This is a genomic window from Enterococcus sp. DIV1639a (assembly GCF_050530445.1).
Taxonomy (GTDB): Bacteria; Bacillota; Bacilli; order Lactobacillales; family Enterococcaceae; genus Enterococcus_B; species Enterococcus_B hirae.
This window is the reverse complement of sequence record NZ_CP172886.1, coordinates 2,680,001-2,706,911: the sequence shown is the minus strand read 5'-3', so window position 1 is coordinate 2,706,911 and position 26,911 is coordinate 2,680,001. Positions and strand designations below refer to the sequence as shown.

Sequence of the window (26,911 nt, the reverse complement as noted above, 5' to 3'; positions counted from 1 at the left end):
TATTTAGATATTTATTAAATTAAGCCAGTCGGAGGAATGAAGAGTGAAAAAGAGTTTATTATCAGCGGTAATGCTAAGTTCAATCGCTTTAACTGCCGTAGGATCACCGATCGCTGCCGCGGCGGACGATTTTGATTCTCAGATACAACAACAAGACAAAAAAATTGCAGACTTACAAAACCAACAAGCAAGTGCACAATCACAAATTGAAGCATTAGAAGGTCAAGTTTCTGCTATTAACACAAAAGCGCAAGATTTATTAACTAAACAAGATACATTGCGTAAAGAATCTGCTCAATTAAAACAAGAAATCAAAGATTTACAAGAACGTATTGAAAAACGTGAAGCAACAATCCAAAAACAAGCACGTGAAACACAAGTAAAAAATACTAGTTCAAACTATATTGACGCTGTGTTAAATGCAGATTCATTAGCAGATGCTGTTGGTCGTATCCAAGCAATGTCTACAATCGTTAAAGCAAACCAAGACTTAGTACAACAACAAAAAGAAGACAAACAAGCAGTAGAAGCGAAAAAAGCTGAAAATGAAGCAAAACAAAAAGAACTTGCTGACAACCAAGCTGCTTTAGAGTCACAAAAAGGCGATTTATTAGCAAAACAAGCTGACTTAAATGTCTTGAAAACTTCATTGGCTGCTGAACAAGCAACAGCAGAAGATAAGAAAGCTGACTTGAACCGTAAGAAAGCTGAAGCTGAAGCAGAGCAAGCACGTATCCGTGAACAAGCTCGCTTAGCAGAACAAGCTCGTCAACAAGCAGCTCAAGAAAAAGCTGAAAAAGAAGCACGTGAACAAGCTGCTGCACAAGCTGCACAAACACAAGCTTCATCATCAGCATCAACTACAACAGAAAGCTCATCAGCTGCACAATCTTCAAGTGAAGAATCAAAAGCTCCTGAGTCTTCAACAACAGAAGAATCAACATCTACTGAATCTTCTACAACAACAGAAAATTCATCAACTGGCTCTTCTTCTACTGAATCATCTTCAACAGAAGAATCAACAGTTCCTGAATCTTCTACACAAGAGTCAACACCTGCGAATACAGAAAGCAGTTCAAGCAGCTCTAATACAAATGTAAATAATAATACAAACAATAGTACTAATAACAGCACTAATAATAGCACTAATAACAGTACAACAAATAACAACAATAACAATAATACTGTAACACCAGCTCCAACACCTACACCAACGCCTGCTCCAGCACCAGCACCAAATCCTTCTGGTAGTGTGAACGGCGCTGCGATTGTAGCAGAAGCTTACAAATATATTGGTACTCCATATGTATGGGGTGGTAAAGATCCAAGTGGCTTTGACTGTTCTGGATTTACACGCTATGTATATTTACAAGTAACTGGCCGTGACATCGGTGGTTGGACAGTACCTCAAGAATCAGCTGGAACAAAAATTTCAGTTTCTCAAGCAAAAGCTGGAGACTTATTATTCTGGGGTTCTGCTGGCGGAACTTATCACGTAGCTATTTCATTAGGTGGCGGACAATATATCCATGCACCACAACCAGGTGAAAATGTTAAAGTTGGTTCAGTTCAATGGTACACACCTGATTTTGCAGTAAGTATGTAATAATAAATAGAATGAACAGGAGGAGAAATCTTCCTGTTCATTTTTTTTTTGTGGCTCTATTCTTTTTGATGTTGGTGAAATTCACCAACATCTTTTTTATGGTTTAAAAAGTATAAAAATGATACCCTATGATTCTAAGGTTTCTTTTTACCAATATCCTTTGACAACGTGTTTTTTTTAGTCTGTAATGCAATCAGTGAGTAAAGAATGAAGTTTATATGTAGCTATAAAATAGTAGGGGACATTGGTGATTTTCACAAAAAATGATCATGGATGTTTGGAATGAGAGACGAAGCAACCAAAATAAATGAGCTAGAGTGAAGAAGGTTGGTGTAAACCAATCACTATTCTCTCTAGCTCATTTGGACTTATTAGTCAAAATAGGATTTCCAATGAATGAAAAAACTGCTATTTTTACTGTTTATGAATCGATCATTTTATCTAGTAATGATTTAGCTTGATCAATTAATGTACATATTCTTCAGAAAGTGTCATGAAACTATTGATATCCTCTAAAACCATATCGATGCCAGCTTGCCAGAAATCTGGTTTCGTTAAGTCAACACCTAAATGTTTTTGAGCAAGTTCTTCGGTTGTCATTGAAGCTGTATCTCTTAATAACTCAATGTATTCTTGCTCAAAACTTGTTCCTTTTTTGTTTGCATAAGCATAAATACCTAAACTAAATAAATAGCCAAACGTGTAAGGGAAGTTATAAAAAGGAACATCATCAATAAAGAAATGCAATTTAGCTGCCCAGAAGTGTGGGTGGTAAGTAGCTAAGGCATCATGATAACCTTCTTTTTGAGCTTCAACCATCATTTGAGTGATTTCTTCTTCTGAAACAAGTCCTTCTTGTCGCGCAGAATAGAAACGATTTTCGAAAATGAAACGAGAATGGATATTCATAAACATGGCCAAAGCATTTTGTAATTTAGTATCTAATAAATTGATTTTTTCTTCTTTCGTTTTGGCTGCTTTTAAGGTAGCATCAGCGACAATCAATTCAGCAAACGTGCTAGCAGTTTCTGCAACATTCATTGCGTAATCACGGTTCAATGCTGGCAGATCCCACATGACACTACTATGAAAGGCATGACCTAATTCGTGGGCTAGCGTAGCTACTTCATTGACTGAGTTACTATAGGTCATAAAAATTCTGGATTCTTGGGTTTCTGGCAGCTCAGTACAATACCCGCCAGGTCGTTTTCCCGGACGATCCTCTGCTTCAATCCAACTTTTTTCAAATGCAGATTGTGCAAAGGTTGCCATTTTGGGACTGAATTTTTGGAAATTCTCAATGATAAAAGAGGCAGCTTCGTCAAAGGTAAACGTCTTTTCCTTTAGATCTCCTAAAATAATTGGTGCATCTTGATCTTGCCACTCCATTTTTTCTTTACCGAAAAGATTGGCTTTTCTTGTTAAGTAATCAACTAACGGTTGTTTATTTTTTTGGATAGTTGCCCACATCACATCAAGTGTTTCTTTTTTCAAACGATTGTATTCTAATGGTTTTTGTAAATAGTCGTTCATACCATGTAGTTTATAGGTTGATAAACGGAAACCATCTAAGTGATTTAATGTGTCCGATAGTAAAGACGTTTTTTCTTGCCAAGCTTTTTCCCAGGCAATAAATAACTTTTCACGTACGAGTGGATCTGGATCACCCATCATTTTATTGAAGGCTTGACCTGCTGACAAGTCAGTTACCTTGCCATTTTCTTCAAATGGAATCACGATTGTTCCCACAATTGTGTCGTAATGACTGCTCCACGCATTCAGCCCGTCTAATGAGAGTGTATTGATGATGTTTTCTTCTGCTTCGGACAATAAACGATGACCGTCTCTGCGAATCTCATTCATACGAAAAGCAATCAAAGAAAATTCATCTGTTTGGAGCAATGTTTGCCAATTATTGTCAGATATTTCTGCAAATTTTTTCGATAAAATCGTATCGGCTGATTGCCAACGTGGTAATAGTGCATATAATTTTCCTGATAAAAGCTTTGCTTGGGTATCTTTGACATTCGCAGATAACAAAGCCGTAATATAACTATTACATTGAGAAAAACCTTCTGTAATTGTTTCTTGTTGTTTGATCAGTGTCGTAAGTTCATCATTTGTACTGACTGAATGATCCCATTGATTAACGGATTGATAATAGGTATTGATTTGTTTTTCTAATTGTTCTAAGCGTTCATTTAAGGCTGGGGAATCACTTCCACCTGAAAAAATTGAATCAAGATCCCAATTTAGTGAATATGTCATGAAAAAGCTCCCTTCAATTTATAATACAATTAGTATAGCATTATTTTCTTATTTAAGTCTCTAAGAAAAGTTTGTTGTTTCGTAAAAAAAGAGCTATTATAAATGGCAGAGGTGACTTATGAATTCAATAAAAAAACAAATGAAAAATGGCAACTTTTATTTAGTTATTGCAGTACTCATCATGGCTCTCTTATTTTACAGTTCATCGCAAACTTACGGACAACAATCCCAAGTCTCCAGGATCGAAGAGTGGTTTCCCAATCATCCGTTTAAACAAGTATTTGATAATATTCGTTTTACTTATGGCGATGGTGTAGTGAGTGTAGATCATTTAGGTTATGGTAAATTCGTTGAATTTTTCTTACGAAAAGGTGCTCATTTTGGGTCTTATTTTATTTTAGGTGGTAGTTTGTTTTTAGGGGTCTTTCCTAAAATGAAAATCTGGTGGTTAACAAGTGTCTTAGCTTGGTTATCGGCGACCGGTTATGCTGGGTTAGATGAATTTCATCAGATGCTTACAGGGGATCGAACACCGTCTTTCCAAGATGTCATGCTCGATTCAATGGGGGCATTGACAGCGATTGTCTTATGCTTGATCGTTGGTTTTGTGAGAAAAAAATTTTAGGTAGAAGTATCAATTAGTGTACATGAAAAAATGAATTATAGAAGTAATTAAAATTGAGTATGAAGCCGAAAAATCCTAAAATAGTTTTCTATTTTAGGATTTTTTGGCTTCATTTCGTAGTATACTTGTGATTCATTTTTATAGAATAGAACTTGTGGATCAAAGCCAACTGTTGTTTATTTATGGATAGATTGGATTGGAATTTATTTTAAGAGTGGTTGATTTTATCCTTGAATCATTATCTGTACCTCTCTTTGGGCACTAGTTTTTTATACGGTGACGCCTTTTGTGTATCGCTGTATAATCCTTTCATTATTTCTTCAAACAGAAGTTCATATGTATGTAATAATTTCTGGTGATTAGCCAACTCATTGGATGATGAGCGAAAAAACCTATTCCATAGCGAATTATTTTGATCTTGATTCGCGATCGTAGTATGAATATTATCCAGTTGCTGAAGGATTGAACGGAGGAGGCCCTCACCATTTAAAAATGATTGCATTTTTCTCTTGTCACTAGCTAGTTTTTTGACTAAAATCTTTTGTTCAAATTCATTATTCTCTGGTTTGACGAGTAGTTTTTGCTGGTCTGCGATACTGGTGGATAATTCTAAGATCTGTTGCTCAGTGTAACCAAGAAACTTTTGATAATAAATTTTTTTAGCTTGTAACTTATCGTCCATTTTATTCCCCCTTTGATAGTGATAGACGTAAAAAAAAACTGGTCTCTCTAAAGTTTAAGATAAACTTTGTTGAGAAACCAGTTTTTTTATGAATTCATTTTTTATTGAAGCTATCAGAAAATGATTACTGGTGTACCTTTTTCTACCATACCAAACAATTCTTTCATGACACTTGGCGGCGTATTGACACATCCATGAGATCCACGAGTTTTCCAAAGATCGCCACCATATTCAGGTTGCCAGTCGGAATCATGGATACCAACGCCTGTCCAGTCAACTGGCATCCAGTAGTTTACAGGACTTGCATAAGGGGTTCCATCATCATTCGTTCCTTTTAATGTAGCATTTTCCTCTTTGTTCCAAACATAGAAAACACCAGCTGGAGTAGGGGTCTTAGGTTTTCCAGACACGATGTCAGTTTCTAGCGCAACTTTACCATCTTTGTAATACCACATATGCTGGTTTTTTAAATCAACTTCGATATAGGTATCTTCTATTAAAGGATGATCAGCTGTTGTGGCACCTTGAACAATTGGTGATCGGGTAAAGTCTTTACCTGCCAAAATGGCTGACTTTAAAGCTTCTGTTTCTGCATCAGTTTTGATTGACCAACTATAGGTACCCACAGGAACCGTTACTTCACCACGTTTTGTACTTTTAAATTTTGTGTCATTCGTACTTGTGTTATATTTTTCTCCTAAACCTGTTACATAGTTTTTAACTTGTGTTGTATCTAAATCAACTTTACCATCTGTGTAAGTTAGCCAGTTAGCAATTTCAGAACGAGGTATCTGGAAAGTATTGCCGTTGATACTATAGGTTCCTTTGATATTAGCAATGGCATTCATTTCATCGACTTGTTTTGTTAAATTTTTATCGGTCGCTGTCACTTTTGGTTTTGTTTGAAATTTAGTTAAATCAATTTTGTTTTTGCCATCCTTCACACTGGTTTTCAGCGCGTTGATAGCTGCTGTCACATCAATCGTATCGCCAGTTATTTCTGGTTTTATTTTGAAAGAGTCACCAGATTTTTCAATCGTCGCATCTTGTGTCTGTGTCCGGTCTTTATTTAATTCGGTTAGCTTATTCGTCGTGGAAGCCAGCGTTTCATCTAGTTTTTGATGATCAGTATCTTGTGGATCAATTTCTTGTTTTTCACTAGCGGAAACATAGTTCATGCCCCATGACCAAGCATTTTGTTGGTTTAACAATCGAGATAAATCTGCTGAAAAGTCATCTTTATAACCAAGCTCAGATTTTGCGATCTCTTCCCAAACTTTCCCATTTTCTTCAATCGTCAGCTTTTTATTGGAAAAGGTGTCTTTTAGTTTGTCATTTGCCTGTTGCACGGTCAGGTTACTTACATTGATGGAATTAATTTCCGTGTTAGGTAAAAAATGATTGGTGTAATATGTACTGCGGTAAGCGTAAAAGCCGATTAATGCAAGGAATACGCCTAGCGTAGTTAATAGACCAATGTGTAGCGATTTCGATTTTTTATGATGAGAAGATCTTGTCATGCGGGCAGCTCCTTATTTGATAGTTTAGCGTATAACGAACTAATCATAGCATATTTTGAGAAAAAAGACGAAGGGGACAAATGATTTAGCAAAAATTTAACGATCGTTAAGTAAAAAAATCAAGCAGAATGCTGACATTCTGCTTGATTAAGTGGTTAAATTTATTCTAATTATTCAGCGTCTAATTTAGAAAAAGCTTCATCTAAGATTTCTTTTAATTGTTTAGCTGAAGCAGCCATACGATCTTGTTCGCTGTCACTTAGAGGGATTTCGATAACTTTTTGGATACCTTGACGGTTGATTACTGCAGGGGCACCAATGTAGATATCGTTCAAGCCGTATTCACCATTCATAAATACAGATAGTGGAAGTACAGCATTTTCATCATCTAAGATGGCACGAGTGATACGTGCTAAGGCTACAGCGATACCATAGAAAGTAGCGCCTTTCTTTTCAATGATTGTGTAAGCAGCATCACGTACACCAAAGAATAAGTTAACCATTGCTTCTTCATCAACGTCTGGATTGTTTTTAACCCATTCATAAATTTGTAAACCAGCAACGTTAGCATGTGACCAAACAGGAAATTCTGAGTCACCGTGTTCACCTAAGATATAAGCATGGACGTTACGTGCATCAACATCAACTAATTCTGCAAGTGCTTGACGGAAGCGAGCTGAGTCAAGTGAAGTACCTGAACCGATTACGCGTTCTTTAGGGAAGCCTGAGAATTTCCAAGTTGAGTAAGTTAAAATATCTACTGGGTTAGCAGCAACTAAGAAAATACCATTGAATCCTGATTCAACAATTTGTGTTACTACATCGCGGTTGATTTTTAAGTTTTTATTTACTAAGTCTAAACGAGTTTCACCTGGTTTTTGTGGTGCACCAGCAGTGATAACTACTAAGTCAGCATCATGTGCATCTGCATAAGTAGCAGAGTAGATTTTTTTAGGTGAAGTAAATGCTAGAGCATGTGATAAATCAATAGCATCTCCTTCAGTTTTTGCTGTGTTGATATCTACGATACCTACTTCTTGTGCAATGTTTTGAGTAACTAGAGCAAAGGCATAGCTAGAACCTACGGCGCCATCTCCAACAAGAATTACTTTTTGATGATCTTTTTTTTCTGCAGCTGCAGTCATTATATATCAATCCTTCCATTGATTTTGTTTTTTCCCATGCCTATGCTAACATTTATCAAGCCCGCTGTCACGCTATTTGGCTATAAAATATAACAGATAACAAGGTTGTATTATATGTAAAAGCTTACATGTGCGTGATTTCACTATTTTTAAAAGGTTATTAATTTATTAGACTTTGAAGAAAATTTTAATTTCTTTATCATTTGTTAAACATTCTCTTTTTGTTGAAACAGGTACTTGTGTGTTATACTTAATAGTAGAAAGTAAAAAAATGAAAAAATGAGTCAAAGACTGGATTGCTTTAGGGCGCTCCAGCCTTTTGTGCTGCTTTTTTCAATTAGGTGGTAGAACAAATGAAAATGATCGTAGGGCTTGGAAACCCAGGAACCAAATATGCACAAACCAAACATAATATCGGCTTTATGGTCGTTGATCGCATGGCTGAAAAGCAACAAGCTGTGTTTAAAAAAAATACATTTGAAGCGGAAGTTGCAGAGTTTTTCTATCAAGGAGAAAAAATCTTATTAGTGAAGCCGCAAACTTTTATGAACGAATCTGGTCGTGCTGTAGGACCATTAATGACTTATTTCGGTATTTATCCGGAAGAATTAGTTGTTGTTTATGATGATTTAGATCTTGTAACTGGCAAGATCCGCTTGCGCCAAAAAGGGAGTGCTGGAGGGCATAATGGAATAAAAAGTATCATTTCTCACTTGAATACGAATGTATTTGACCGTATCAAAGTAGGCATTGGTCGACCAGAAGGAAACAAAACTGTTGTTCAACACGTGCTAAGCCCATTTAGTAAAGAAGTTCAACCATTGATTGAAGCAAGTATCGATCAGTCAGTGGCAGCACTCGAGTTTATGCTGGATGGTCATTCGTTTATCGATACGATGAACAAATTCAATTAGCGAAGGAGGAAAAAAATGGATATCGTTCAATTAATTGGTAAAGATCCACAGGTAAAGGAATGGCTCAACCAGATAGAAGAAAAATCACCAAGACAATTGATCACTGGTTTAGCTGGTTCAGCCAAAACTCTTCTCTTTGCTCGAGCGTTCAAAAAAACAAAGAAAAACTTAGTCGTATTAATGCCTAATCTGTATTATGCGAATCAACTAGCAGAAGATTTGCAACATGTTTTGCCAGCAGAACAAATACATTCTTTTCCAGTAGATGAAGTTCTTTCTGCGGAAATGGCTTTTTCTTCCCCAGAAGCAAGAAGAGAAAGAGTTGCTACACTAAATGCCCTGCAACAAAAACAACCAGGGGTCTATTTATTACCAGTAGCAGCATTGCATAAACGATTACCCAGTCCAAAAGTTTGGAAACAAGCCCAATTGACTTGGCGAACGGGAGAGGAAATAGCCGTTGACGATCTGCCTCGTCTATTGACTTTATTAGGCTACGAACGAGTTGAGATGGTGGCAAAAACGGGAGAGTATAGTATTCGTGGCAGCATCATTGATATCTATCCGATCAATCTCGAACATCCCGTACGTATCGAATTATTTGATGTAGAGATTGACTCCATGCGATATTTTGAAGTAGAAACTCAACGCTCGATCGAAAAAGTAACAGAAATTTGGATCGCACCGACAAGTGAACAGGTCTACGACCAAGCTGATTTACTTCATGGGATCGACCGACTGGAAAAGTTGTTAGAAAAGAAACTAGCGACGATTTCAGAAGAAACAGACCGCCAATTCGTGCAGGATTATTTTGGACAAGTGATCGCGCAATGGCAAGCAGGAAATCCGACAGAAGACGCGAAACTTTATGCTGATCTTCTTTATCAAGAAGAAACGACGATCCTTGATTATTTTCCAACAAGTAGTTTATTCATTGTGGATGATTATCAACGAATCATGGAAACAAATCGGGAGATCGAAAGAGAAGCAGCTGAATGGCAAACACAAAAAATTAGTGAATTACGTGTCTTCTCAGAGCAAGTCTTTGTCAATGATGTGCATAAATTAGTTCAAAAAGAAAAATTTGTGACGACTTTTTTTGCGCTTTTTCAAAAGGGTATGGGGAATTTACGTTTTCAAGCGATTCACAATTTTCAATATCGTACGATGCAACAATTTTTCGGTCAAATGCCATTATTGAAAACAGAAATGGACCGATGGCGTAAGCAAGAACAAACAGTAGTCATCTTTATTCCTACGAAAGAACGGATTAGAAAAGCGGAGCAGATGTTACGTGATGAAGAGATCCTAGTCGTGGAAACCGAAAAAGAAAAACTGATCAGAGGACAAGTGCAACTAGTGGAAGGGGCGCTGCAAACAGGTTTCGAACTTCCTCAAGAGAAAATAGTCGCAATTACGGAAAAAGAAATTTTCCAAAAAACGACGAAGAAACAAACACGGCGACAAACCGTAACTAATGCGGAACGTTTAAAAAGCTATAATGAACTAAAAGCAGGCGACTATGTCGTTCACGCAAATCACGGGATCGGTAAATATATTGGGATGGAAACGTTAGAAGTGGATGGTGTCCATCAAGACTACATGACGATCCTTTATCAAAATGACGATAAATTATTTATTCCGGTTACCCAGCTGAATTTGATCCAAAAATATGTTGCTTCTGAATCAAAAGCACCTCGTATCAATAAATTAGGCAGTAGTGAATGGACGAAAACCAAAAGAAAGGTTTCGTCTAAAATTGAAGATATCGCAGATGATCTGATCAAACTATATGCTGCCAGAGAATCAGAAAAAGGGTATGCGTTTGGACCGGATGATGGGTATCAAAAAGAATTTGAAAATGCCTTCCCATACTCTGAAACGGATGACCAATTACGGAGTGCCGCAGAGATCAAACGAGATATGGAAAAAGAAAAACCGATGGATCGTTTGCTCGTTGGTGATGTTGGCTACGGTAAAACGGAAGTGGCTTTACGAGCTGCTTTTAAAGCCGTCAAGGAAAGTAAACAAGTTGCCTTTTTAGTTCCTACGACCATTCTCGCCCAACAACACTATGAAACGATGTTGGAACGTTTTGAAGGATTTCCAGTAAATGTAGGTCTATTGAGTCGTTTCCGAACGAAAAAACAACAAAAAGAAACGATTGAACAATTACGTACTGGACAAATCGATATCGTAGTCGGAACGCATCGTATCTTATCTAAAGACATTGAATTTAGTGACTTAGGGTTATTGATCGTTGACGAAGAACAGCGTTTTGGTGTAAAACATAAAGAACGTTTGAAACAACTACGTGCCCAAGTGGATGTCTTGACGTTGACAGCGACACCGATCCCACGGACACTCCACATGTCAATGCTCGGGGTTCGTGATTTATCAGTGATCGAAACACCGCCTGCCAATCGTTATCCGATTCAAACTTACGTGATGGAAAAAAATCCTGGAGCGATTCGTGAAGCTATCCATCGAGAAATGGGGCGTGGCGGTCAAGTGTTCTATCTCTATAATCGAGTAGAGACGATCGAACAAAAAGTGGAAGAAATCCAAGAACTTGTACCAGAAGCACGGATCGGTTATGCGCATGGTCAAATGACTGAAGCACAATTAGAAAATACATTGTTTGATTTTATTGAAGGACAATATGATGTGTTAGTCACAACGACGATCATTGAAACGGGTGTCGATATTCCAAATGCGAATACGCTCTTCGTTGAAAATGCTGATTACATGGGGCTATCGACTCTTTATCAATTACGAGGTCGTGTGGGACGAAGCAACCGAGTGGCGTACGCCTACTTCATGTATGAACAACAAAAAATCTTGAATGAAGTCAGCGAAAAACGTCTTCAAGCCATTAAAGATTTCACCGAACTAGGCTCTGGTTTTAAAATCGCTATGCGGGATTTATCGATCCGAGGAGCAGGAAATCTGCTAGGTGCGCAGCAGCACGGCTTTATTGATGCTGTCGGATTTGACATGTATTCGCAAATGTTAAGTGATGCTGTTTTACGTAAACAAGGAAAGAACAACCAAGTGGAAAAAACAGCAGTTGAAATCGATCTTGGGGTCGATGCTTACTTGCCAGAAGAATATGTTTCGGACCAAAGACAGAAAATTGAAATTTATAAACGGATCAGGGAACTTGATTCACAAGAAATGCTTGATGAATTAGAAGATGATCTTTTAGACCGTTTTGGGGAATACCCTGAAGAGGTGGCACATCTCTTAACGATTGGCCAAATCAAAATGGATGGCGATCGCGCCTTGATTGAAACAATTCGCAAGCAACAGCAGACTATCGTCTTTAATCTAAGTAAAGCAGGAACAAAACGCTATACTGTAGAACAGTTATTTGAAGCTTTGACTGCAACAAAACTAAAAGCAAGTTTAGGTGTAGAAAAAGAAAAAATGGTGATTCGACTAACGGTTCCTAACAAGACCGATGAAGCAGTTTGGTTGCAAGAAATCCAACGTTTTGTCAAAGCTTTACGTGAACAAAAATATCTGTCTGCTTAGGAAGGAGCGAATACTTTGGACCATAAAGAGATGCGTCGCGTGATGCATGGCGCATTTATATTGACGATTGCTTCTTTCATAGCAAAAGTCCTAAGTGCGCTGTACCGCATTCCGCTCCAAAACTTAGTTGGTGATGAAGGATTTTATGTATACCAACAAGTATACCCAATCTATGGGATTGCCATGACTTTAGCGTTGTCTGGTTTACCGCAATTCATTTCAAAATATGTCGCTGAACGAAAAGATCCAATTCAGCGAAAAGAAGCACTGCAACGGCTTTATCCATTAGTTTTTTGGACAGGGATTGTTCTGTGGCTGTTTACTTTTCTCTTTAGCCGTTGGATTGCTTGGATGATGGGGGATCAGCAATTACGACCGCTGATCCAAATCGTTTCATTTACTTTCTTACTGATGCCAGGACTATCTTTTTATCGAGGAAATTTCCAAGGCAGATTTTTGATGGAACCGACAGCTGTTTCACAAGTCGTTGAACAATTTGTGAGAGTGGCGATCATCGTTTTCAGTGCCTTTGCTTTTCGACTATTTGGCTGGTCAGTTTACCAAACAGGAACTGCTGCTATGAGTGGTGCAGTCATCGGGGGACTTTGTGCCTATGGTGTGTTGCGCTATTATGAACAAAAAATCCATGGTGGAGCGTTAAGTTTTCGACATTTTTCGGTCACGAAACGACCTGACAAACGATTGATCCGGCGTTTTTTAGTTGAAGGGGGCTTAGTGTCAATCTATAGTGGTCTGCTGATTTTCTTTCAGCTGATCGACTCATTTTTTGTAAAAAATGCGCTTCAAGTTTATGGACTATCTGAACAAAGTGCAAAAATTGCAAAAGGGGTCTATGATCGTGGGCAACCGTTAGTTCAATTAGGACTAGTGATTGCAACTGCATTAAGTGCGACTTTCTTACCTGCATTGACGAAGTACTTGATGACGGCTGTGCATAGTCAATTTCTAAAGACTGCCAAAATCTATTTACGGTTAACAACGACTTTAGCATTAGCTGCTTCTGTAGGTCTAGCTATGCTTTTACCGTATATCAACTATGCGCTATTTAAAGATTACGCTGGGAATGCAGCGTTGGTGCTATTCGTCTTTGCAATTGCTTTAACAGCAATCATCCAAACCTATCAAAGTATTGCCCAAAGTAAAAATTCTTTTCGTCCCTCTTTGAAAGGTGCAGGCTGGGGGCTGTTAGCCAAAGCTTTGGCAACCCCGTTTCTAACTGGTTATCTAGGGACAGTAGGAGCTAGTTTGTCGACCTTGCTAGGATTGGCTGTCACTCTATGGTATTTTGTCCACACGGAGACTAGTGAAATCAATCAGTTCTGGAAAGAACGTCGCTTTGGAAGTAAATTGCTTCAATGTTTGGGATGGATGATCTTAGCCTTACTGATTTATTATGGCGGACTGACGATGATTTTTGGCCCGGTTGCTCATCGGTCTTCTGCATTCTTTGCCAGTTTAGCAGGTGTAGGAATCGGAGCGTTCGTCTTTGTGAATGCTGTGATCTGGACAAAATTATTTACGGTTAGAGAATGGTTGATGTTACCGTTTGGAAAAAAGATTTTACGATTTAATAAACTTATAAAAAATAAAAGTGAGGAATCCTAATGCGATTAGATAAATTTCTTAAAATTTCTCGAATTATCAAACGCCGCTCTGTAGCAAAAGAAGTGGCAGATAAAGGAAGAATTCAAATCAACGGAAAATTGGCTAAATCTTCTAGTGATGTCAAGGTAGGCGATCAATTGAAGATCCAATTTGGAAACAAAACAATGGAAGTAAAAGTCAATGAATTACATGAGTCAACGAAAAAAGAAGATGCTCAAAAAATGTATGAGATCATTTCGGAGATTCGCAAGCAAAACACTGACGAAATAGATTAGACAACCCTCAATGATATTGGTATAATGAAAACGACAATCAAAAAAGATTGGAGCGAAGAGAAGTGACAAAAAAAAGCAACAAAATTGCTGCTTTAGATACAGAGTATGCAAAGAAAAAATATGTCGAATTTCAAGAACAACAACGCCAGTTGATTTTTCGTAGACGTCGATTAGCAGTTATTTTTATAGGTGCTTTGGTCATTTTCGCAATTTTAGGTTTTCAAATTTTTCGTGATATGCAAAGAATGAATCAATTAAACGAATTGAAAGTTGAAGCAAATACGGAATTAAGCCAAGTCAATGCTGATGTGGATCAGCTAACACAGGATGTCTCATTATTGAAAGATGATGACTATGTGGCGAAACTTGCGAGAAGCAAATACTTTTATTCAAAAGAAGGCGAGCAGGTTTATCCAGTATTAGAATCAAATACGGATGACACAGACCAAACAACTAGTTCAACAACTGCAAAATAAGCAGTATTATAAATAGGTTAATAATTAGGAGGAACATTTTTTTTATGTCAATCGAGGTAGGAGCAAAACTGCAAGGGAAAGTATCAGGAATTACAAATTTTGGCGCGTTTATTGATTTAGGAGCTGGAAAAACTGGTCTAGTTCATATCAGTGAAGTCTCAAATGGCTATATCAAAGATATTCATGATGTTTTAAGTGTCAGTGATGAAGTAACTGTTAAAGTTATCTCAGTTAATGATGATGGTAAAATTGGATTATCAATCCGTCAAACACAACCAAAACCAACGGAATCAACAGAATCAGATGATGATAAGCGTCCAAAAAAATACCAACAAAGAGATCCTCGCGATAATCGAGGTCGTTCAACACAGAAAAAACCTTTTTCTCGCAGTCAATCTTCTAATAACCATAAAGAAGACTTCGATTCATTAATGAGTTCATTTTTAAAGGATAGTGATGATCGATTGACTTCCTTGAAGCGCAATACAGAAGGTAAACGTGGCGGACGCGGCGGACGTCGCAGCTAACCAAAAACTTAAGAGCAGGCAATTGTCGCAGACTTTTGTCCGCTCTTTTTTTCATTGGAATCTTTGATGGTAGGTTGATCGAAGCCGAGAAGGAACAAGGAAGTGATTCGATGGAAGAAGAACAAGACGCAAGGAAGATCAGACAACGTTTTTTGACAAATTGTGAAATCAATGGTTATTTGAATGAAAAAACAAGAGCGCTACTGGCGGTTTCTGGGGGAGTAGATTCTATGGTTCTTCTGGATTTAATGATGGAAGCGCAAAAAAAATGGGGTTTCTTTTTGGCAGTGACCCATATCAATCATCAATTAAGAGAAGAATCTGTTCATGAAGTTGCGTATTTAAAGAAGTATTGTCAACAACATCAACTCCCGTTACAAGTGGAAGTTTGGGAAAAGCCAACAAAAAAGGGCATTGAAACAGCGGCTCGAGAGTTTCGTTATCAAGTGTTTGCGAAGCAGATGCAAAGCGGCAGCTATGACTGCCTAATGACGGCACATCATGGGGATGACCAAATGGAAACGGTTTTAATGAAGTTGTTGCGTGGGGGGCAACTTAGTACCTATGCTGGGATCAAAGAAGCCCAACCCTTCTCCAATGGTCGATTGATTCGTCCGTTACTAGGATTTAGTAAGGCGCAATTATATCAATATGCTTCAGAGCGAGAGCTGGTTTATTTTGAAGACCATACGAATCAAGAGTTGGATGTTCAACGTAATCGCCTTCGTCATTTGGTTCTGCCTCAACTAAAACAAGAAAATCCACAAGCAATGGTTCATTTTCAACGTTTTTCGCAGCAGATCCAATGGGCAGATCGATTGATTCAAACACACATGAAGAAAGTCTTGATGGAAAATGTCGTAGAAGAAAACGAACGGGTGCATTTTCCTTGGAAACTATTAGCGGAGATGCCAGAAGAAGAAAGCTATTATTTCTTATACGCATTCTTTGATCATTTTTTTGAAAAAACAGCGATCGTGATCAAAGAAAAACAAATCCAACTGATTTTACAACAGTGTCAACAGAAAAAAGGCCAATGGAAAATTACTCTTGAACGAGGGTGGGTTCTGCAACGTAGCTATGAAAAAATCTATCTTATCCAAGAGAAAGCTGATCCCTCAAAAACAATACAAGAACGAACAGAGGCGTATAAGTTGGAGTTGAATCAACGCATCAGGTTGGATGAAAGCTGCTGGATCGGCTTGTTTACACCTGAAGCAGCCGAAGAAGCTAAAAAAGCAGATGATTGGGACGAGTTTTCTCATGATCTTTGGCTATCTTCACATCAAGAACTGTTTGTAGGAAAGAGACAAGCAGGAGAGCGTATCCAGCTAAATAGCAAACTAAAAAAGAAAATATCCAGATATTTGATTGATAACAAAGTACCTGATTCACAAAGAAAAGAGGCATGGGTCGTGAGGGATCAAAATGAAAATATTTATAGTTTGGTCCCATTTACCTATTCCTATTTGAGTATTGGTGTAGAAACTGATAAAATACACTACATACTTCTTTACAAATATCACAAAGAAGCAATTGGAAGGAGAACCTGATGTTAGAAAAGGATATTGAAAAAGTTTTGATTACAAGAGAAGAAATACAAGTTCGTTGTGAAGAACTAGGCAAAGAATTGGCAGAAACTTATAAGCATAATAATCCACTCGTTGTTGGTGTTCTAAAAGGCGCTGTTCCATTCATGGCAGATATCATACGTTCGATTGATGCTCACTTGGAAATAGACTTTATGGATGTTTCAAGTTATGGAAATGCAACGGTTTCATCAGGAGAAGTCAAAATCGTCAAAGATTTAGATACCAATGTTGAAGGCCGTGACTTACTGATCGTTGAAGATATCATCGATAGTGGAAGAACACTCGCTTATTTGGTTGATCTATTTAAATACCGTAAAGCAAAATCAGTGAAAATTGTCACATTGCTTGATAAACCAGAAGGTAGAGTAGTTGATATTGAAGCAGACTATGTTGGATTCAATGTTCCTAATGAATTTGTAGTGGGTTACGGATTAGATTATGCAGAAGCTTACCGTAATTTACCATACATCGGTGTATTGAAGCCTAGCGTTTATCAATCAAATTAGTGCTGTATCTACTATAAATTGTGTTACAATAGAATGGTCAGGATTGATAAAAAAAATGCTAAATTAAAATAACGCATAGGGAGGGCAACTATGAACAAAAAAAACAATGGCATGATGAAAAATGCCTTGTATTATGTCCTCGTAATCTTAGCGATGGTTATGGTCGTATATTTTATCTTTGGTAATAACGGCCAACGATCGTCAGATATCGAGTACACAAAATTTACAGAACAATTACAAGCAGGTAAAATCAAAGAATTTGAAGTGCAACCTGCAAATGGTGTATATAAAATTTCTGGAGAGTATAAAGAACAGCAAACCGTCTCTAACAGTGGTGGACTTGCTATCTTAGGATCGACAGATACAAAAACGACACACTTTACAACGATTATTTTGCCAAACGATACCACACTTAGCCAAGTGACTGATTTAGCGAAAGAACATAACGTAGCTACAACAGTCAAAGAAGAATCAAGCAGTGGCGTATGGGTATCCTTATTGCTAAGCTTCTTACCAATTATCATCCTTGTGTTCTTCTTCTATATGATGATGGGGCAACAAGGTGGTGGCGGAGGCGGCGGTGGCCGTGTCATGAACTTTGGTAAATCAAAAGCCAAAGAAGCCGACAAAAAAGCGAACCGTGTACGCTTCTCAGATGTCGCTGGTGCAGAAGAAGAGAAACAAGAGTTGGTTGAAGTTGTTGAATTCTTAAGAGATCCGCGACGTTTTGTTGAGTTAGGCGCACGTATCCCAGCTGGTGTTCTTTTAGAAGGACCTCCAGGAACTGGTAAAACATTGTTAGCAAAAGCTGTAGCTGGAGAAGCGGGTGTACCGTTTTACTCTATTTCAGGTTCTGACTTTGTAGAAATGTTTGTGGGTGTTGGGGCAAGTCGTGTTCGTGACTTATTTGAAACAGCGAAGAAAAATGCTCCAGCAATCATCTTCATCGATGAAATTGATGCTGTTGGTCGTCAACGTGGCGCAGGCATGGGCGGTGGACATGATGAACGTGAACAAACACTGAACCAATTGCTAGTTGAAATGGACGGATTTGATGGGAATGAAGGTGTTATCGTCATTGCTGCAACAAACCGTTCAGATGTACTTGACCCTGCACTTTTACGTCCAGGACGTTTTGACCGTCAAATTTTAGTTGGTCGTCCAGATGTAAAAGGCCGTGAAGCAATCTTACGTGTTCACGCACGAAACAAACCGATGGCAGATGACGTTGATTTGAAAGTCGTGGCACAACAAACACCAGGTTTTGCTGGTGCAGATTTAGAAAATGTCTTAAACGAAGCAGCTTTAGTTGCGGCTCGTCGTAACAAGAAGAAAATCGATGCTTCAGATATTGATGAAGCAGAAGATCGCGTGATTGCAGGTCCAGCTAAGAAAGATCGCGTAATCAGCAAAAAAGAACGAGAAATGGTGGCTTATCACGAAGCAGGTCATACGATCGTTGGTTTAGTCTTGAGTCGGGCACGTGTGGTTCATAAAGTAACCATTATTCCACGTGGACGTGCAGGTGGTTATATGATCGCCTTACCAAAAGAAGATCAATTCTTAATGACAAAAGAAGATATGTTTGAACAAATCGTTGGTTTGCTTGGTGGTCGAACAGCAGAAGAAATCATCTTCAACGTTCAATCAACTGGGGCTTCTAATGACTTTGAACAAGCAACAGCTTTAGCACGAAGCATGGTAACTGAATATGGAATGAGTGATCGTTTAGGTCCAGTTCAATATGAAGGAAATCATCAAGTATTCGTTGGTCGTGACTATGGTCAAACGAAAGCTTACTCTGAACAAGTGGCCTTTGAAATTGACCAAGAAGTGCGTAAGATTTTGATGGAAGCTCATCAAAAAGCGCATGAGATCATCGAAGCACATCGAGCACAACATAAATTGATCGCTGAAAAACTGTTAGAATTTGAAACACTCGATGCGAAAGCAATCAAATCTTTATTTGAAAAAGGTGTTATGCCTGAAGGTTCAGAATCTGCTAACTATCCTAGTGAAAAAGAAGCGCAAACTTTTGAAGAAGCAAAACGTGCTTTGGAAGAAAAAGACGCAGAAAAACAAGCGGAAGAAAAACAAGATTTTGAGCACGATAAGAAAGAATTTGAAGAAGAGAAAAAAGAATTAAATGAAGAAGAACATCAAACTTCTTCAACAGATGATTCGGATGATCAACCGAAATAATCGCTAAAAAATGAGAGCTACGACAAAAGTCGTGGCTCTTTTTTAGTAGTTGTTTTATTTTTTATTATAGAATAGGCAAATAAAAGAAAAGATAACATTCATAAGTTGAAAATTATCAGCGTAACTAGTATGATTCACTATGAATTTAAAAATCGGAAAAGAGGTACATAAATAAATGGAAGATTATTTGATCAAGGCACTGGCCTATGATGGCTATGTACGTGCTTATGCAGTTCAAGCAACAAACACTGTTGCAGAAGCCCAAAAGCGACACGACACTTGGCATACATCATCGGCTGCATTAGGTCGTACGCTTGTTGGCGGACTTTTACTAGGTTCGACGCTAAAAGGCGAAGACAAGTTAACTGTGCGGATTCAAGGGAATGGTCCGGCTAATGGGATTGTGGTAGATGCGAATGGCAAAGGAGAAGTCAAAGGCTATATCCAAAACCCTCATTTGAGCCTACCTTTGAATGAAGCAGGAAAAATTGATGTGCGTGGTGCTGTGGGAACGCAAGGGATGTTCAGTGTTACTAAAGACCTCGGTTTGAAAGAACCATTTTCGGGACAAACACCTATTGTTTCTGGAGAAATTGCGGAAGACTTTACCTATTATCTTGCAATCTCAGAACAGATTCCTTCAGCAGTTGGATTGAGCGTTTTAGTTAACACGGATGACAGTATCAAAACAGCTGGTGGATTTATGATCCAAATCATGCCTGGTGCAGATGAAGAAACTATCAGTAAAATCGAAGAACAATTAAAAACGACACCACGTATTTCTACTTTATTAGACGAAGGATTAACACCTGAAAAAATTCTTGAAGGTTTACTAGGAACTAGTGAGTTGAATATTTTAGAGAAAATGCCGGTACAATTCAAATGTGATTGCTCAAAAGAAAAATTTGGGGAAGCAATTATTGCTTTAGGGGCAGAAGAAATCCAAGCGATGATTGATGAAGATCACGGAGCAGAAGCCGTTTGTTCATTCTGCAACAACAAGTATGAATACAGTGAAGCAGAATTATCCGAGCTAAAAGCAGAAGCGCTGGGAGGAAAATAAGTGGAACATACATGGAAAATCGGACATGTTGAAATTCCCAATCGAGTAGTTGTCGCACCGATGGCTGGAATCACTAATTCAGCTTTTCGTGTGACCGTCAAAGAGTTCGGTGCTGGATTAGTCGTCTGTGAGATGATCAGTGACCAAGGAATCCATTTTAGAAACAAGAAAACATTAGAGATGCTGCATATCGAAGAAACAGAACATCCACTAAGCTTGCAAATTTTTGGTGGAAACAAAGATACTTTGGTCGAGGCTGCCCAATTCGTTCAAGAAAATACAGCGGCTGACATCATTGATATCAATATGGGTTGCCCAGTGAACAAAATCATCAAAGCAGAAGCAGGTGCTAAATGGTTATTGGATCCAGATAAAGTTTATGAGATGGTACAAGCTGTCTCTTCTGCTGTTGATGTACCAGTTACTGTGAAAATGAGAATCGGTTGGGATGAACAACATGTTTTTGCTGTGCAAAATGCTTTAGCGGCTGAAGCAGCTGGCGCCAGTGCAATCGCCATGCACGGACGTACGAGAGTACAAATGTATGAAGGTAAAGCAAACTGGGAAGTATTGAAAGAAGTTAAAAGTCAGCTCAAGATCCCATTTATGGGCAATGGAGATGTCAAAACTCCGGAAGATGCTAAAAGAATGTTAGAATACGTAGGAGCGGATGGTGTGATGATTGGGCGTGCAGCGTTAGGCAATCCTTGGATGATCCATCGCACCCAGCATTACTTAGAAACCGGCGAGTTAATCCCTGAACCAACACCAAGAGAAAAAATCGAGACCGCTAAATTACATTTGAAACGTTTAGTCGATTTAAAAGGGGAGGTTGTTGCGTGCCGAGAATTTCGGACACATGCTTCCTATTATTTAAAAGGAATCTCTCGAGCAGCAAAAGTAAAAGTTGCAATCAATCAAGCAGAAAAACAAGTAGAAATCAATGAATTGCTTGACCGCTTTTTAGAGAAAACAGAAAAAGTATCTGTGAAATAATCTAGTGATTTTCTAAGTTTTTCGTGAATTTTCAAGTCGAACTTTAAGTTCGGCTTGCTTTTTTTGTGTTTCATTGGCATTATAGGAAAGAGAATAACATGAGAATGGAGGAACTTTTGTGACACAGGAACAACAACATCAAGTAGAAGATTTAAACGATCAAATGCTTGTTCGCCGTCAAAAAATGGAGCAATTAAGAGAAAATGGGATTGATCCTTTTGGTAAACGATTTGAACGTACGCACAATTCAGAAGAATTACATGAATTGTTTGATCCAAGAACAAAAGAAGAATTAGCAGAGATGGGGCTAACTGCAAGTGTAGCCGGTCGAATGATCACTCGTCGTGGTAAAGGAAAAGCTGGATTTGCTCACTTACAAGATCGTGAAGGCCAAATCCAAATTTATGTACGTAAAGATCAAGTAGGTGATGAAGCCTATGATGTATTCAAACATGCTGATTTAGGAGACTTCTTTGGCGTAACAGGTGAAATCATGAAGACTGATACGGGCGAAGTTTCAATCAAGGCATCAGAAATCACTATTTTATCAAAAGCTTTACGTCCGCTACCAGATAAATACCATGGATTGACTAATATCGAACAACGTTATCGTCAACGTTATCTTGATTTGATCAGTAACCGTGAAAGTTTTGATCGCTTCATGAAACGTAGCCAAATTATTAGCGAAATCCGTCGTTACTTAGATGGTAATGGCTATATTGAAGTAGAAACACCAGTCTTACACAATGAAGCCGGTGGTGCTGCAGCTCGTCCATTTATTACACACCATAACGCACTAGATATTGATTTATACTTACGTATTGCGTTAGAACTTCATTTAAAACGCCTAATTGTGGGTGGAATGGAAAAAGTTTACGAAATCGGTCGCGTTTTCCGTAATGAAGGGATCGATACAACTCATAATCCAGAATTTACGATGTTAGAAGCTTACACCGCTTATACAGATTTCCAGGATGTCATGAACTTGACTGAAGGAATCATTCGTAATGCAGCCCAAAAAGTTCTTGGTACAGCAGAAATCACTTATGATGGCCAAGCAGTTGATTTGGAAAGTGACTTTAAACGTATCCATATGGTAGATGCGATCAAAGAGCAAACAGGTGTCGATTTCTGGAAAGAAATGACATTAGAAGAAGCATTAGCACTTGCTGAAGAGCATCACGTAGAAGTGACCGAAGCAATGGGCGTAGGTCATGTCATCAATGAGTTCTTTGAAACTTTTGTGGAAGAAACATTGACACAACCAACTTTTGTTTACGGACATCCAGTAGAAGTATCTCCATTGGCGAAAAAGAATCCAGAAGATCCACGCTTTACCGATCGTTTTGAATTGTTTATCGTTGGTCGGGAATTTGCGAATGCCTTTACCGAATTAAATGATCCAATTGATCAAAGAGAACGTTTTGAAGCCCAAGAAAAAGAACGTGAGCTAGGAAACGATGAAGCACACGGTGTCGATGAAGACTTCTTGGAAGCTTTAGAATATGGTATGCCACCAACTGGCGGTCTAGGTATCGGAATTGACCGTTTAGTTATGTTATTGACGGATGCACAGTCGATCCGTGATGTTTTACTATTCCCAACGATGCGTTAGATATGGTGAATATGAATAAAAAAGAAGCCAAGAACTGTTGGCTTCTTTTTTTATAATCTAGTAAAAGAGAGAAGTTAAAGGATCACTCTATTTTTAATAGATAGCGTAAAACTTACACCACTTTTTGTCAGTTTCTTTTTTGAAATAATGAGGTACGGTAAAAAAATGCAAGGCGAGGATAATCGAGAAATTTATTATGTGGAGGCATAGATAAAGGAATTGCTTGCTTGTATTTGAGTGGATTGATTAAACGATCTTCTTATTTATAACGAATATTAAAGAATAAGGGAGGAGTAATATCGCAGGAAAACTATTAAAATACGAATGATTATTTTTAAAATTACAGAAATGATCGTCCAATGAAAAAAACTTGAAAAAATACAAAAAATTCGTTGACCGTTAAAGGTTTAGTTGGTATATTATTATTTGTTCAAAAGTTATCACTAAATAACTTCTGACAAAAATGAAAAATAACTTCAAAAAGTTCTTGACGTGTGAGAGATCACATGATAAGATAACTGAGTCGTTTAAAAAACAACAGCTTACGAAGCTTGATTCTATCGAAAAAAACTTCAAAAAAGTTGTTGACAAATAACAAACGATGAGTTATGATAAATGAGTTGCTGAAACACTTCTGAAAAATGAAGTTAAAAAACTTTTAAAAAAGAGTTGACAAACAAACGACACTCTGATATGATATAAAAGTTGCTACGGCAATCTCAAATGATTAGCTTTTAATCAAGTAGACCTTTGAAAACTGAACAAAGCAAAGACAAACCAAATGTGTAGGGCGTCTTGATTGATTCAAGACAACAAACATTTTTAACAAGCAAGCAATATGCTAGCAAACAATTGAGCTTAACAATCGTAAGATTGTTCGAACTTTTTATGAGAGTTTGATCCTGGCTCAGGACGAACGCTGGCGGCGTGCCTAATACATGCAAGTCGAACGCTTCTTTTTCCACCGGAGCTTGCTCCACCGGAAAAAGAGGAGTGGCGAACGGGTGAGTAACACGTGGGTAACCTGCCCATCAGAAGGGGATAACACTTGGAAACAGGTGCTAATACCGTATAACAATCGAAACCGCATGGTTTTGATTTGAAAGGCGCTTTCGGGTGTCGCTGATGGATGGACCCGCGGTGCATTAGCTAGTTGGTGAGGTAACGGCTCACCAAGGCGACGATGCATAGCCGACCTGAGAGGGTGATCGGCCACATTGGGACTGAGACACGGCCCAAACTCCTACGGGAGGCAGCAGTAGGGAATCTTCGGCAATGGACGAAAGTCTGACCGAGCAACGCCGCGTGAGTGAAGAAGGTTTTCGGATCGTAAAACTCTGTTGTTAGAGAAGAACAAGGATGAGAGTAACTGTTCATCCCTTGACGGTATCTAACCAGAAAGCCACGGCTAACTACGTGCCAGCAGCCGCGGTAATACGTAGGTGGCAAGCGTTGTCCGGATTTATTGGGCGTAAAGCGAGCGCAGGCGGTTTCTTAAGTCTGATGTGAAAGCCCCCGGCTCAACCGGGGAGGGTCATTGGAAACTGGGAGACTTGAGTGCAGAAGAGGAGAGTGGAATTCCATGTGTAGCGGTGAAATGCGTAGATATATGGAGGAACACCAGTGGCGAAGGCGGCTCTCTGGTCTGTAACTGACGCTGAGGCTCGAAAGCGTGGGGAGCAAACAGGATTAGATACCCTGGTAGTCCACGCCGTAAACGATGAGTGCTAAGTGTTGGAGGGTTTCCGCCCTTCAGTGCTGCAGCTAACGCATTAAGCACTCCGCCTGGGGAGTACGACCGCAAGGTTGAAACTCAAAGGAATTGACGGGGGCCCGCACAAGCGGTGGAGCATGTGGTTTAATTCGAAGCAACGCGAAGAACCTTACCAGGTCTTGACATCCTTTGACCACTCTAGAGATAGAGCTTCCCCTTCGGGGGCAAAGTGACAGGTGGTGCATGGTTGTCGTCAGCTCGTGTCGTGAGATGTTGGGTTAAGTCCCGCAACGAGCGCAACCCTTATTGTTAGTTGCCATCATTTAGTTGGGCACTCTAGCAAGACTGCCGGTGACAAACCGGAGGAAGGTGGGGATGACGTCAAATCATCATGCCCCTTATGACCTGGGCTACACACGTGCTACAATGGGAAGTACAACGAGTCGCAAAGTCGCGAGGCTAAGCTAATCTCTTAAAGCTTCTCTCAGTTCGGATTGTAGGCTGCAACTCGCCTACATGAAGCCGGAATCGCTAGTAATCGCGGATCAGCACGCCGCGGTGAATACGTTCCCGGGCCTTGTACACACCGCCCGTCACACCACGAGAGTTTGTAACACCCGAAGTCGGTGAGGTAACCTTTTGGAGCCAGCCGCCTAAGGTGGGATAGATGATTGGGGTGAAGTCGTAACAAGGTAGCCGTATCGGAAGGTGCGGCTGGATCACCTCCTTTCTAAGGAATATTACGGAGACTACACTGTTTGTTTTATACTTTGTTCAGTTTTGAGAGGTCTACTCTCAAAAATAAATCGGGGCCTTAGCTCAGCTGGGAGAGCGCCTGCTTTGCACGCAGGAGGTCAGCGGTTCGATCCCGCTAGGCTCCATTAACAACATTAGTTGTTAAAACATTTTGTTCATTGAAAACTGGATATTTGAAGTAAATTAGTAATACAAACCGAGAACACCGCGTTGAATGAGTTTTTTAATAAGTTCAATTGCTTATTTTCTTGATCGGACTTCTATCGCTAGAAGAAAGATCAAAACCCAACCGCAAGGTTGATAAGGTTAAGTGAATAAGGGCGCACGGTGGATGCCTTGGCACTAGGAGCCGATGAAGGACGGGACTAACACCGATATGCTTTGGGGAGCTGTACGTAAGCTATGATCCAGAGATTTCCGAATGGGGGAACCCAGCATCTTTTATAGGATGTTACGTTTGCGTGAATACATAGCGCATTCGAGGTAGACGCAGAGAACTGAAACATCTAAGTACCTGCAGGAAGAGAAAGAAAATTCGATTCCCTGAGTAGCGGCGAGCGAAACGGGAAAAGCCCAAACCAATGAGCTTGCTCATTGGGGTTGTAGGACTCCAATATGGTAGTTCTTTCAGATAGTCGAATGACTTGGAAAAGTCAGTCAAAGAGGGTAAAAACCCCGTAGATGAAATTTGGAAGGCACCTAGGAGGATCCTGAGTACGGCGGAACACGAGGAATTCCGTCGGAATCCGGGAGGACCATCTCCCAAGGCTAAATACTCCCTAGTGACCGATAGTGAACCAGTACCGTGAGGGAAAGGTGAAAAGCACCCCGGAAGGGGAGTGAAATAGAACCTGAAACCGTGTGCCTACAACAAGTCAAAGCCCGTTAATGGGTGATGGCGTGCCTTTTGTAGAATGAACCGGCGAGTTACGATTGCATGCGAGGTTAAGTTGAAGAGACGGAGCCGCAGCGAAAGCGAGTCTGAATAGGGCGTTTGAGTATGTAGTCGTAGACCCGAAACCATGTGATCTACCCATGTCCAGGTTGAAGGTGCGGTAAAACGCACTGGAGGACCGAACCCACGTACGTTGAAAAGTGCGGGGATGAGGTGTGGGTAGCGGAGAAATTCCAAACGAACTTGGAGATAGCTGGTTCTCTCCGAAATAGCTTTAGGGCTAGCCTCGGAATTGAGAATGATGGAGGTAGAGCACTGTTTGGACTAGGGGCCCATCTCGGGTTACCGAATTCAGATAAACTCCGAATGCC

The 26,911-nt window shown here is 39.3% G+C and carries 18 protein-coding genes, 1 tRNA gene and 2 rRNA genes (1 of these 21 only partly in view); 17 read left to right on the top strand and 4 right to left on the bottom strand.

Annotation, left to right across the window (positions count from 1 at the left end; genetic code table 11):
• The first annotated feature begins 43 nt into the window (after positions 1 to 43).
• Positions 44 to 1,606, top strand: a complete 1,563-nt coding sequence (locus IGJ32_RS12470) for an NlpC/P60 family protein (protein ID WP_034700024.1) — start codon at positions 44 to 46, stop codon at positions 1,604 to 1,606.
• A 465-nt stretch (positions 1,607 to 2,071) separates the two neighbouring features.
• On the opposite strand, the gene IGJ32_RS12465 is transcribed toward IGJ32_RS12470, so the two are convergent.
• On the bottom strand, positions 2,072 to 3,874 hold the full coding sequence (locus tag IGJ32_RS12465) for a M3 family oligoendopeptidase (RefSeq protein WP_063627633.1): 1,803 nt from the start codon (positions 3,872 to 3,874) through the stop codon (positions 2,072 to 2,074).
• Positions 3,875 to 3,992: 118 nt separating this feature from the next.
• Between IGJ32_RS12465 and IGJ32_RS12460 the strand changes: the two genes are divergently transcribed.
• Positions 3,993 to 4,499 carry a VanZ family protein gene (locus IGJ32_RS12460; protein WP_010720587.1) on the top strand — a complete coding sequence of 169 codons (507 nt, stop codon included), beginning with the start codon at positions 3,993 to 3,995 and terminating at the stop codon, positions 4,497 to 4,499.
• Positions 4,500 to 4,737: 238 nt separating this feature from the next.
• On the opposite strand, the gene IGJ32_RS12455 is transcribed toward IGJ32_RS12460, so the two are convergent.
• From IGJ32_RS12455 to IGJ32_RS12445, 3 genes are all read right to left on the bottom strand, one after another.
• Positions 4,738 to 5,181, bottom strand: coding sequence for a hypothetical protein (locus IGJ32_RS12455; RefSeq protein ID WP_342081958.1), 444 nt, complete (start codon positions 5,179 to 5,181; stop codon positions 4,738 to 4,740).
• 113 nt (positions 5,182 to 5,294) lie between these two features.
• Positions 5,295 to 6,701 (bottom strand): L,D-transpeptidase family protein, encoded by a 1,407-nt coding sequence (locus IGJ32_RS12450; protein ID WP_126342916.1) that lies wholly within the window; start codon positions 6,699 to 6,701, stop codon positions 5,295 to 5,297.
• 170 nt (positions 6,702 to 6,871) lie between these two features.
• Positions 6,872 to 7,846, bottom strand: a complete 975-nt coding sequence (locus tag IGJ32_RS12445) for an L-lactate dehydrogenase (RefSeq protein WP_005875171.1) — start codon at positions 7,844 to 7,846, stop codon at positions 6,872 to 6,874.
• Between the two features lie 353 nt (positions 7,847 to 8,199).
• Here IGJ32_RS12445 and pth point away from each other — a divergent pair, with 353 nt between their 5' ends.
• The 15 genes from pth to IGJ32_RS12370 form a co-directional block, all read left to right on the top strand.
• The gene (gene pth / locus IGJ32_RS12440) at positions 8,200 to 8,760 is read left to right on the top strand and encodes an aminoacyl-tRNA hydrolase (RefSeq protein ID WP_010720584.1); all 561 of its coding nucleotides are present in this window, start codon (positions 8,200 to 8,202) and stop codon (positions 8,758 to 8,760) included.
• Between the two features lie 15 nt (positions 8,761 to 8,775).
• Positions 8,776 to 12,297, top strand: a complete 3,522-nt coding sequence (mfd, locus tag IGJ32_RS12435) for a transcription-repair coupling factor (RefSeq protein ID WP_010720583.1) — start codon at positions 8,776 to 8,778, stop codon at positions 12,295 to 12,297.
• 15 nt (positions 12,298 to 12,312) lie between these two features.
• On the top strand, positions 12,313 to 13,923 hold the full coding sequence (locus IGJ32_RS12430) for a putative polysaccharide biosynthesis protein (protein WP_010720582.1): 1,611 nt from the start codon (positions 12,313 to 12,315) through the stop codon (positions 13,921 to 13,923).
• Positions 13,923 to 14,198, top strand: coding sequence for an RNA-binding S4 domain-containing protein (locus IGJ32_RS12425; protein ID WP_010720581.1), 276 nt, complete (start codon positions 13,923 to 13,925; stop codon positions 14,196 to 14,198). The genes IGJ32_RS12430 and IGJ32_RS12425 overlap by 1 nt, the downstream gene beginning before the upstream one ends.
• 62 nt (positions 14,199 to 14,260) lie before the next feature.
• Positions 14,261 to 14,674 (top strand): FtsB family cell division protein, encoded by a 414-nt coding sequence (locus tag IGJ32_RS12420; RefSeq protein WP_010737290.1) that lies wholly within the window; start codon positions 14,261 to 14,263, stop codon positions 14,672 to 14,674.
• A gap of 44 nt (positions 14,675 to 14,718) precedes the next feature.
• Positions 14,719 to 15,201 (top strand): S1 domain-containing RNA-binding protein, encoded by a 483-nt coding sequence (locus tag IGJ32_RS12415; RefSeq protein ID WP_342081957.1) that lies wholly within the window; start codon positions 14,719 to 14,721, stop codon positions 15,199 to 15,201.
• A 110-nt stretch (positions 15,202 to 15,311) separates the two neighbouring features.
• The gene (gene tilS, locus IGJ32_RS12410) at positions 15,312 to 16,754 is read left to right on the top strand and encodes a tRNA lysidine(34) synthetase TilS (protein ID WP_342081956.1); all 1,443 of its coding nucleotides are present in this window, start codon (positions 15,312 to 15,314) and stop codon (positions 16,752 to 16,754) included.
• Positions 16,754 to 17,299 (top strand): hypoxanthine phosphoribosyltransferase, encoded by a 546-nt coding sequence (hpt, locus tag IGJ32_RS12405; protein WP_010737292.1) that lies wholly within the window; start codon positions 16,754 to 16,756, stop codon positions 17,297 to 17,299. The genes tilS and hpt overlap by 1 nt, the downstream gene beginning before the upstream one ends.
• A 90-nt stretch (positions 17,300 to 17,389) precedes the next feature.
• Entirely contained in the window at positions 17,390 to 19,501 is a 2,112-nt protein-coding gene (gene ftsH, locus IGJ32_RS12400; RefSeq protein WP_010720576.1) for an ATP-dependent zinc metalloprotease FtsH, read from the top strand.
• A 175-nt stretch (positions 19,502 to 19,676) separates the two neighbouring features.
• Positions 19,677 to 20,564 (top strand): Hsp33 family molecular chaperone HslO, encoded by an 888-nt coding sequence (gene hslO, locus IGJ32_RS12395; protein WP_010720575.1) that lies wholly within the window; start codon positions 19,677 to 19,679, stop codon positions 20,562 to 20,564.
• Positions 20,565 to 21,560 carry a tRNA dihydrouridine synthase DusB gene (gene dusB / locus IGJ32_RS12390; RefSeq protein ID WP_034700012.1) on the top strand — a complete coding sequence of 332 codons (996 nt, stop codon included), beginning with the start codon at positions 20,565 to 20,567 and terminating at the stop codon, positions 21,558 to 21,560.
• Positions 21,561 to 21,678: 118 nt separating this feature from the next.
• Positions 21,679 to 23,175: a lysine--tRNA ligase gene (gene lysS, locus IGJ32_RS12385; RefSeq protein WP_010720573.1), complete on the top strand. Its 1,497-nt coding sequence runs from the start codon at positions 21,679 to 21,681 to the stop codon at positions 23,173 to 23,175.
• Between the two features lie 884 nt (positions 23,176 to 24,059).
• Positions 24,060 to 25,619 (top strand): 16S ribosomal RNA (locus IGJ32_RS12380).
• A 78-nt stretch (positions 25,620 to 25,697) separates the two neighbouring features.
• Positions 25,698 to 25,770, top strand: a tRNA-Ala gene (locus tag IGJ32_RS12375).
• A gap of 179 nt (positions 25,771 to 25,949) precedes the next feature.
• A 23S ribosomal RNA gene (locus tag IGJ32_RS12370) occupies positions 25,950 to 26,911 on the top strand; it runs 1,952 nt beyond the window's last position.
• The 16S and 23S rRNA genes sit together here with 1 tRNA gene alongside, the layout of an rRNA operon.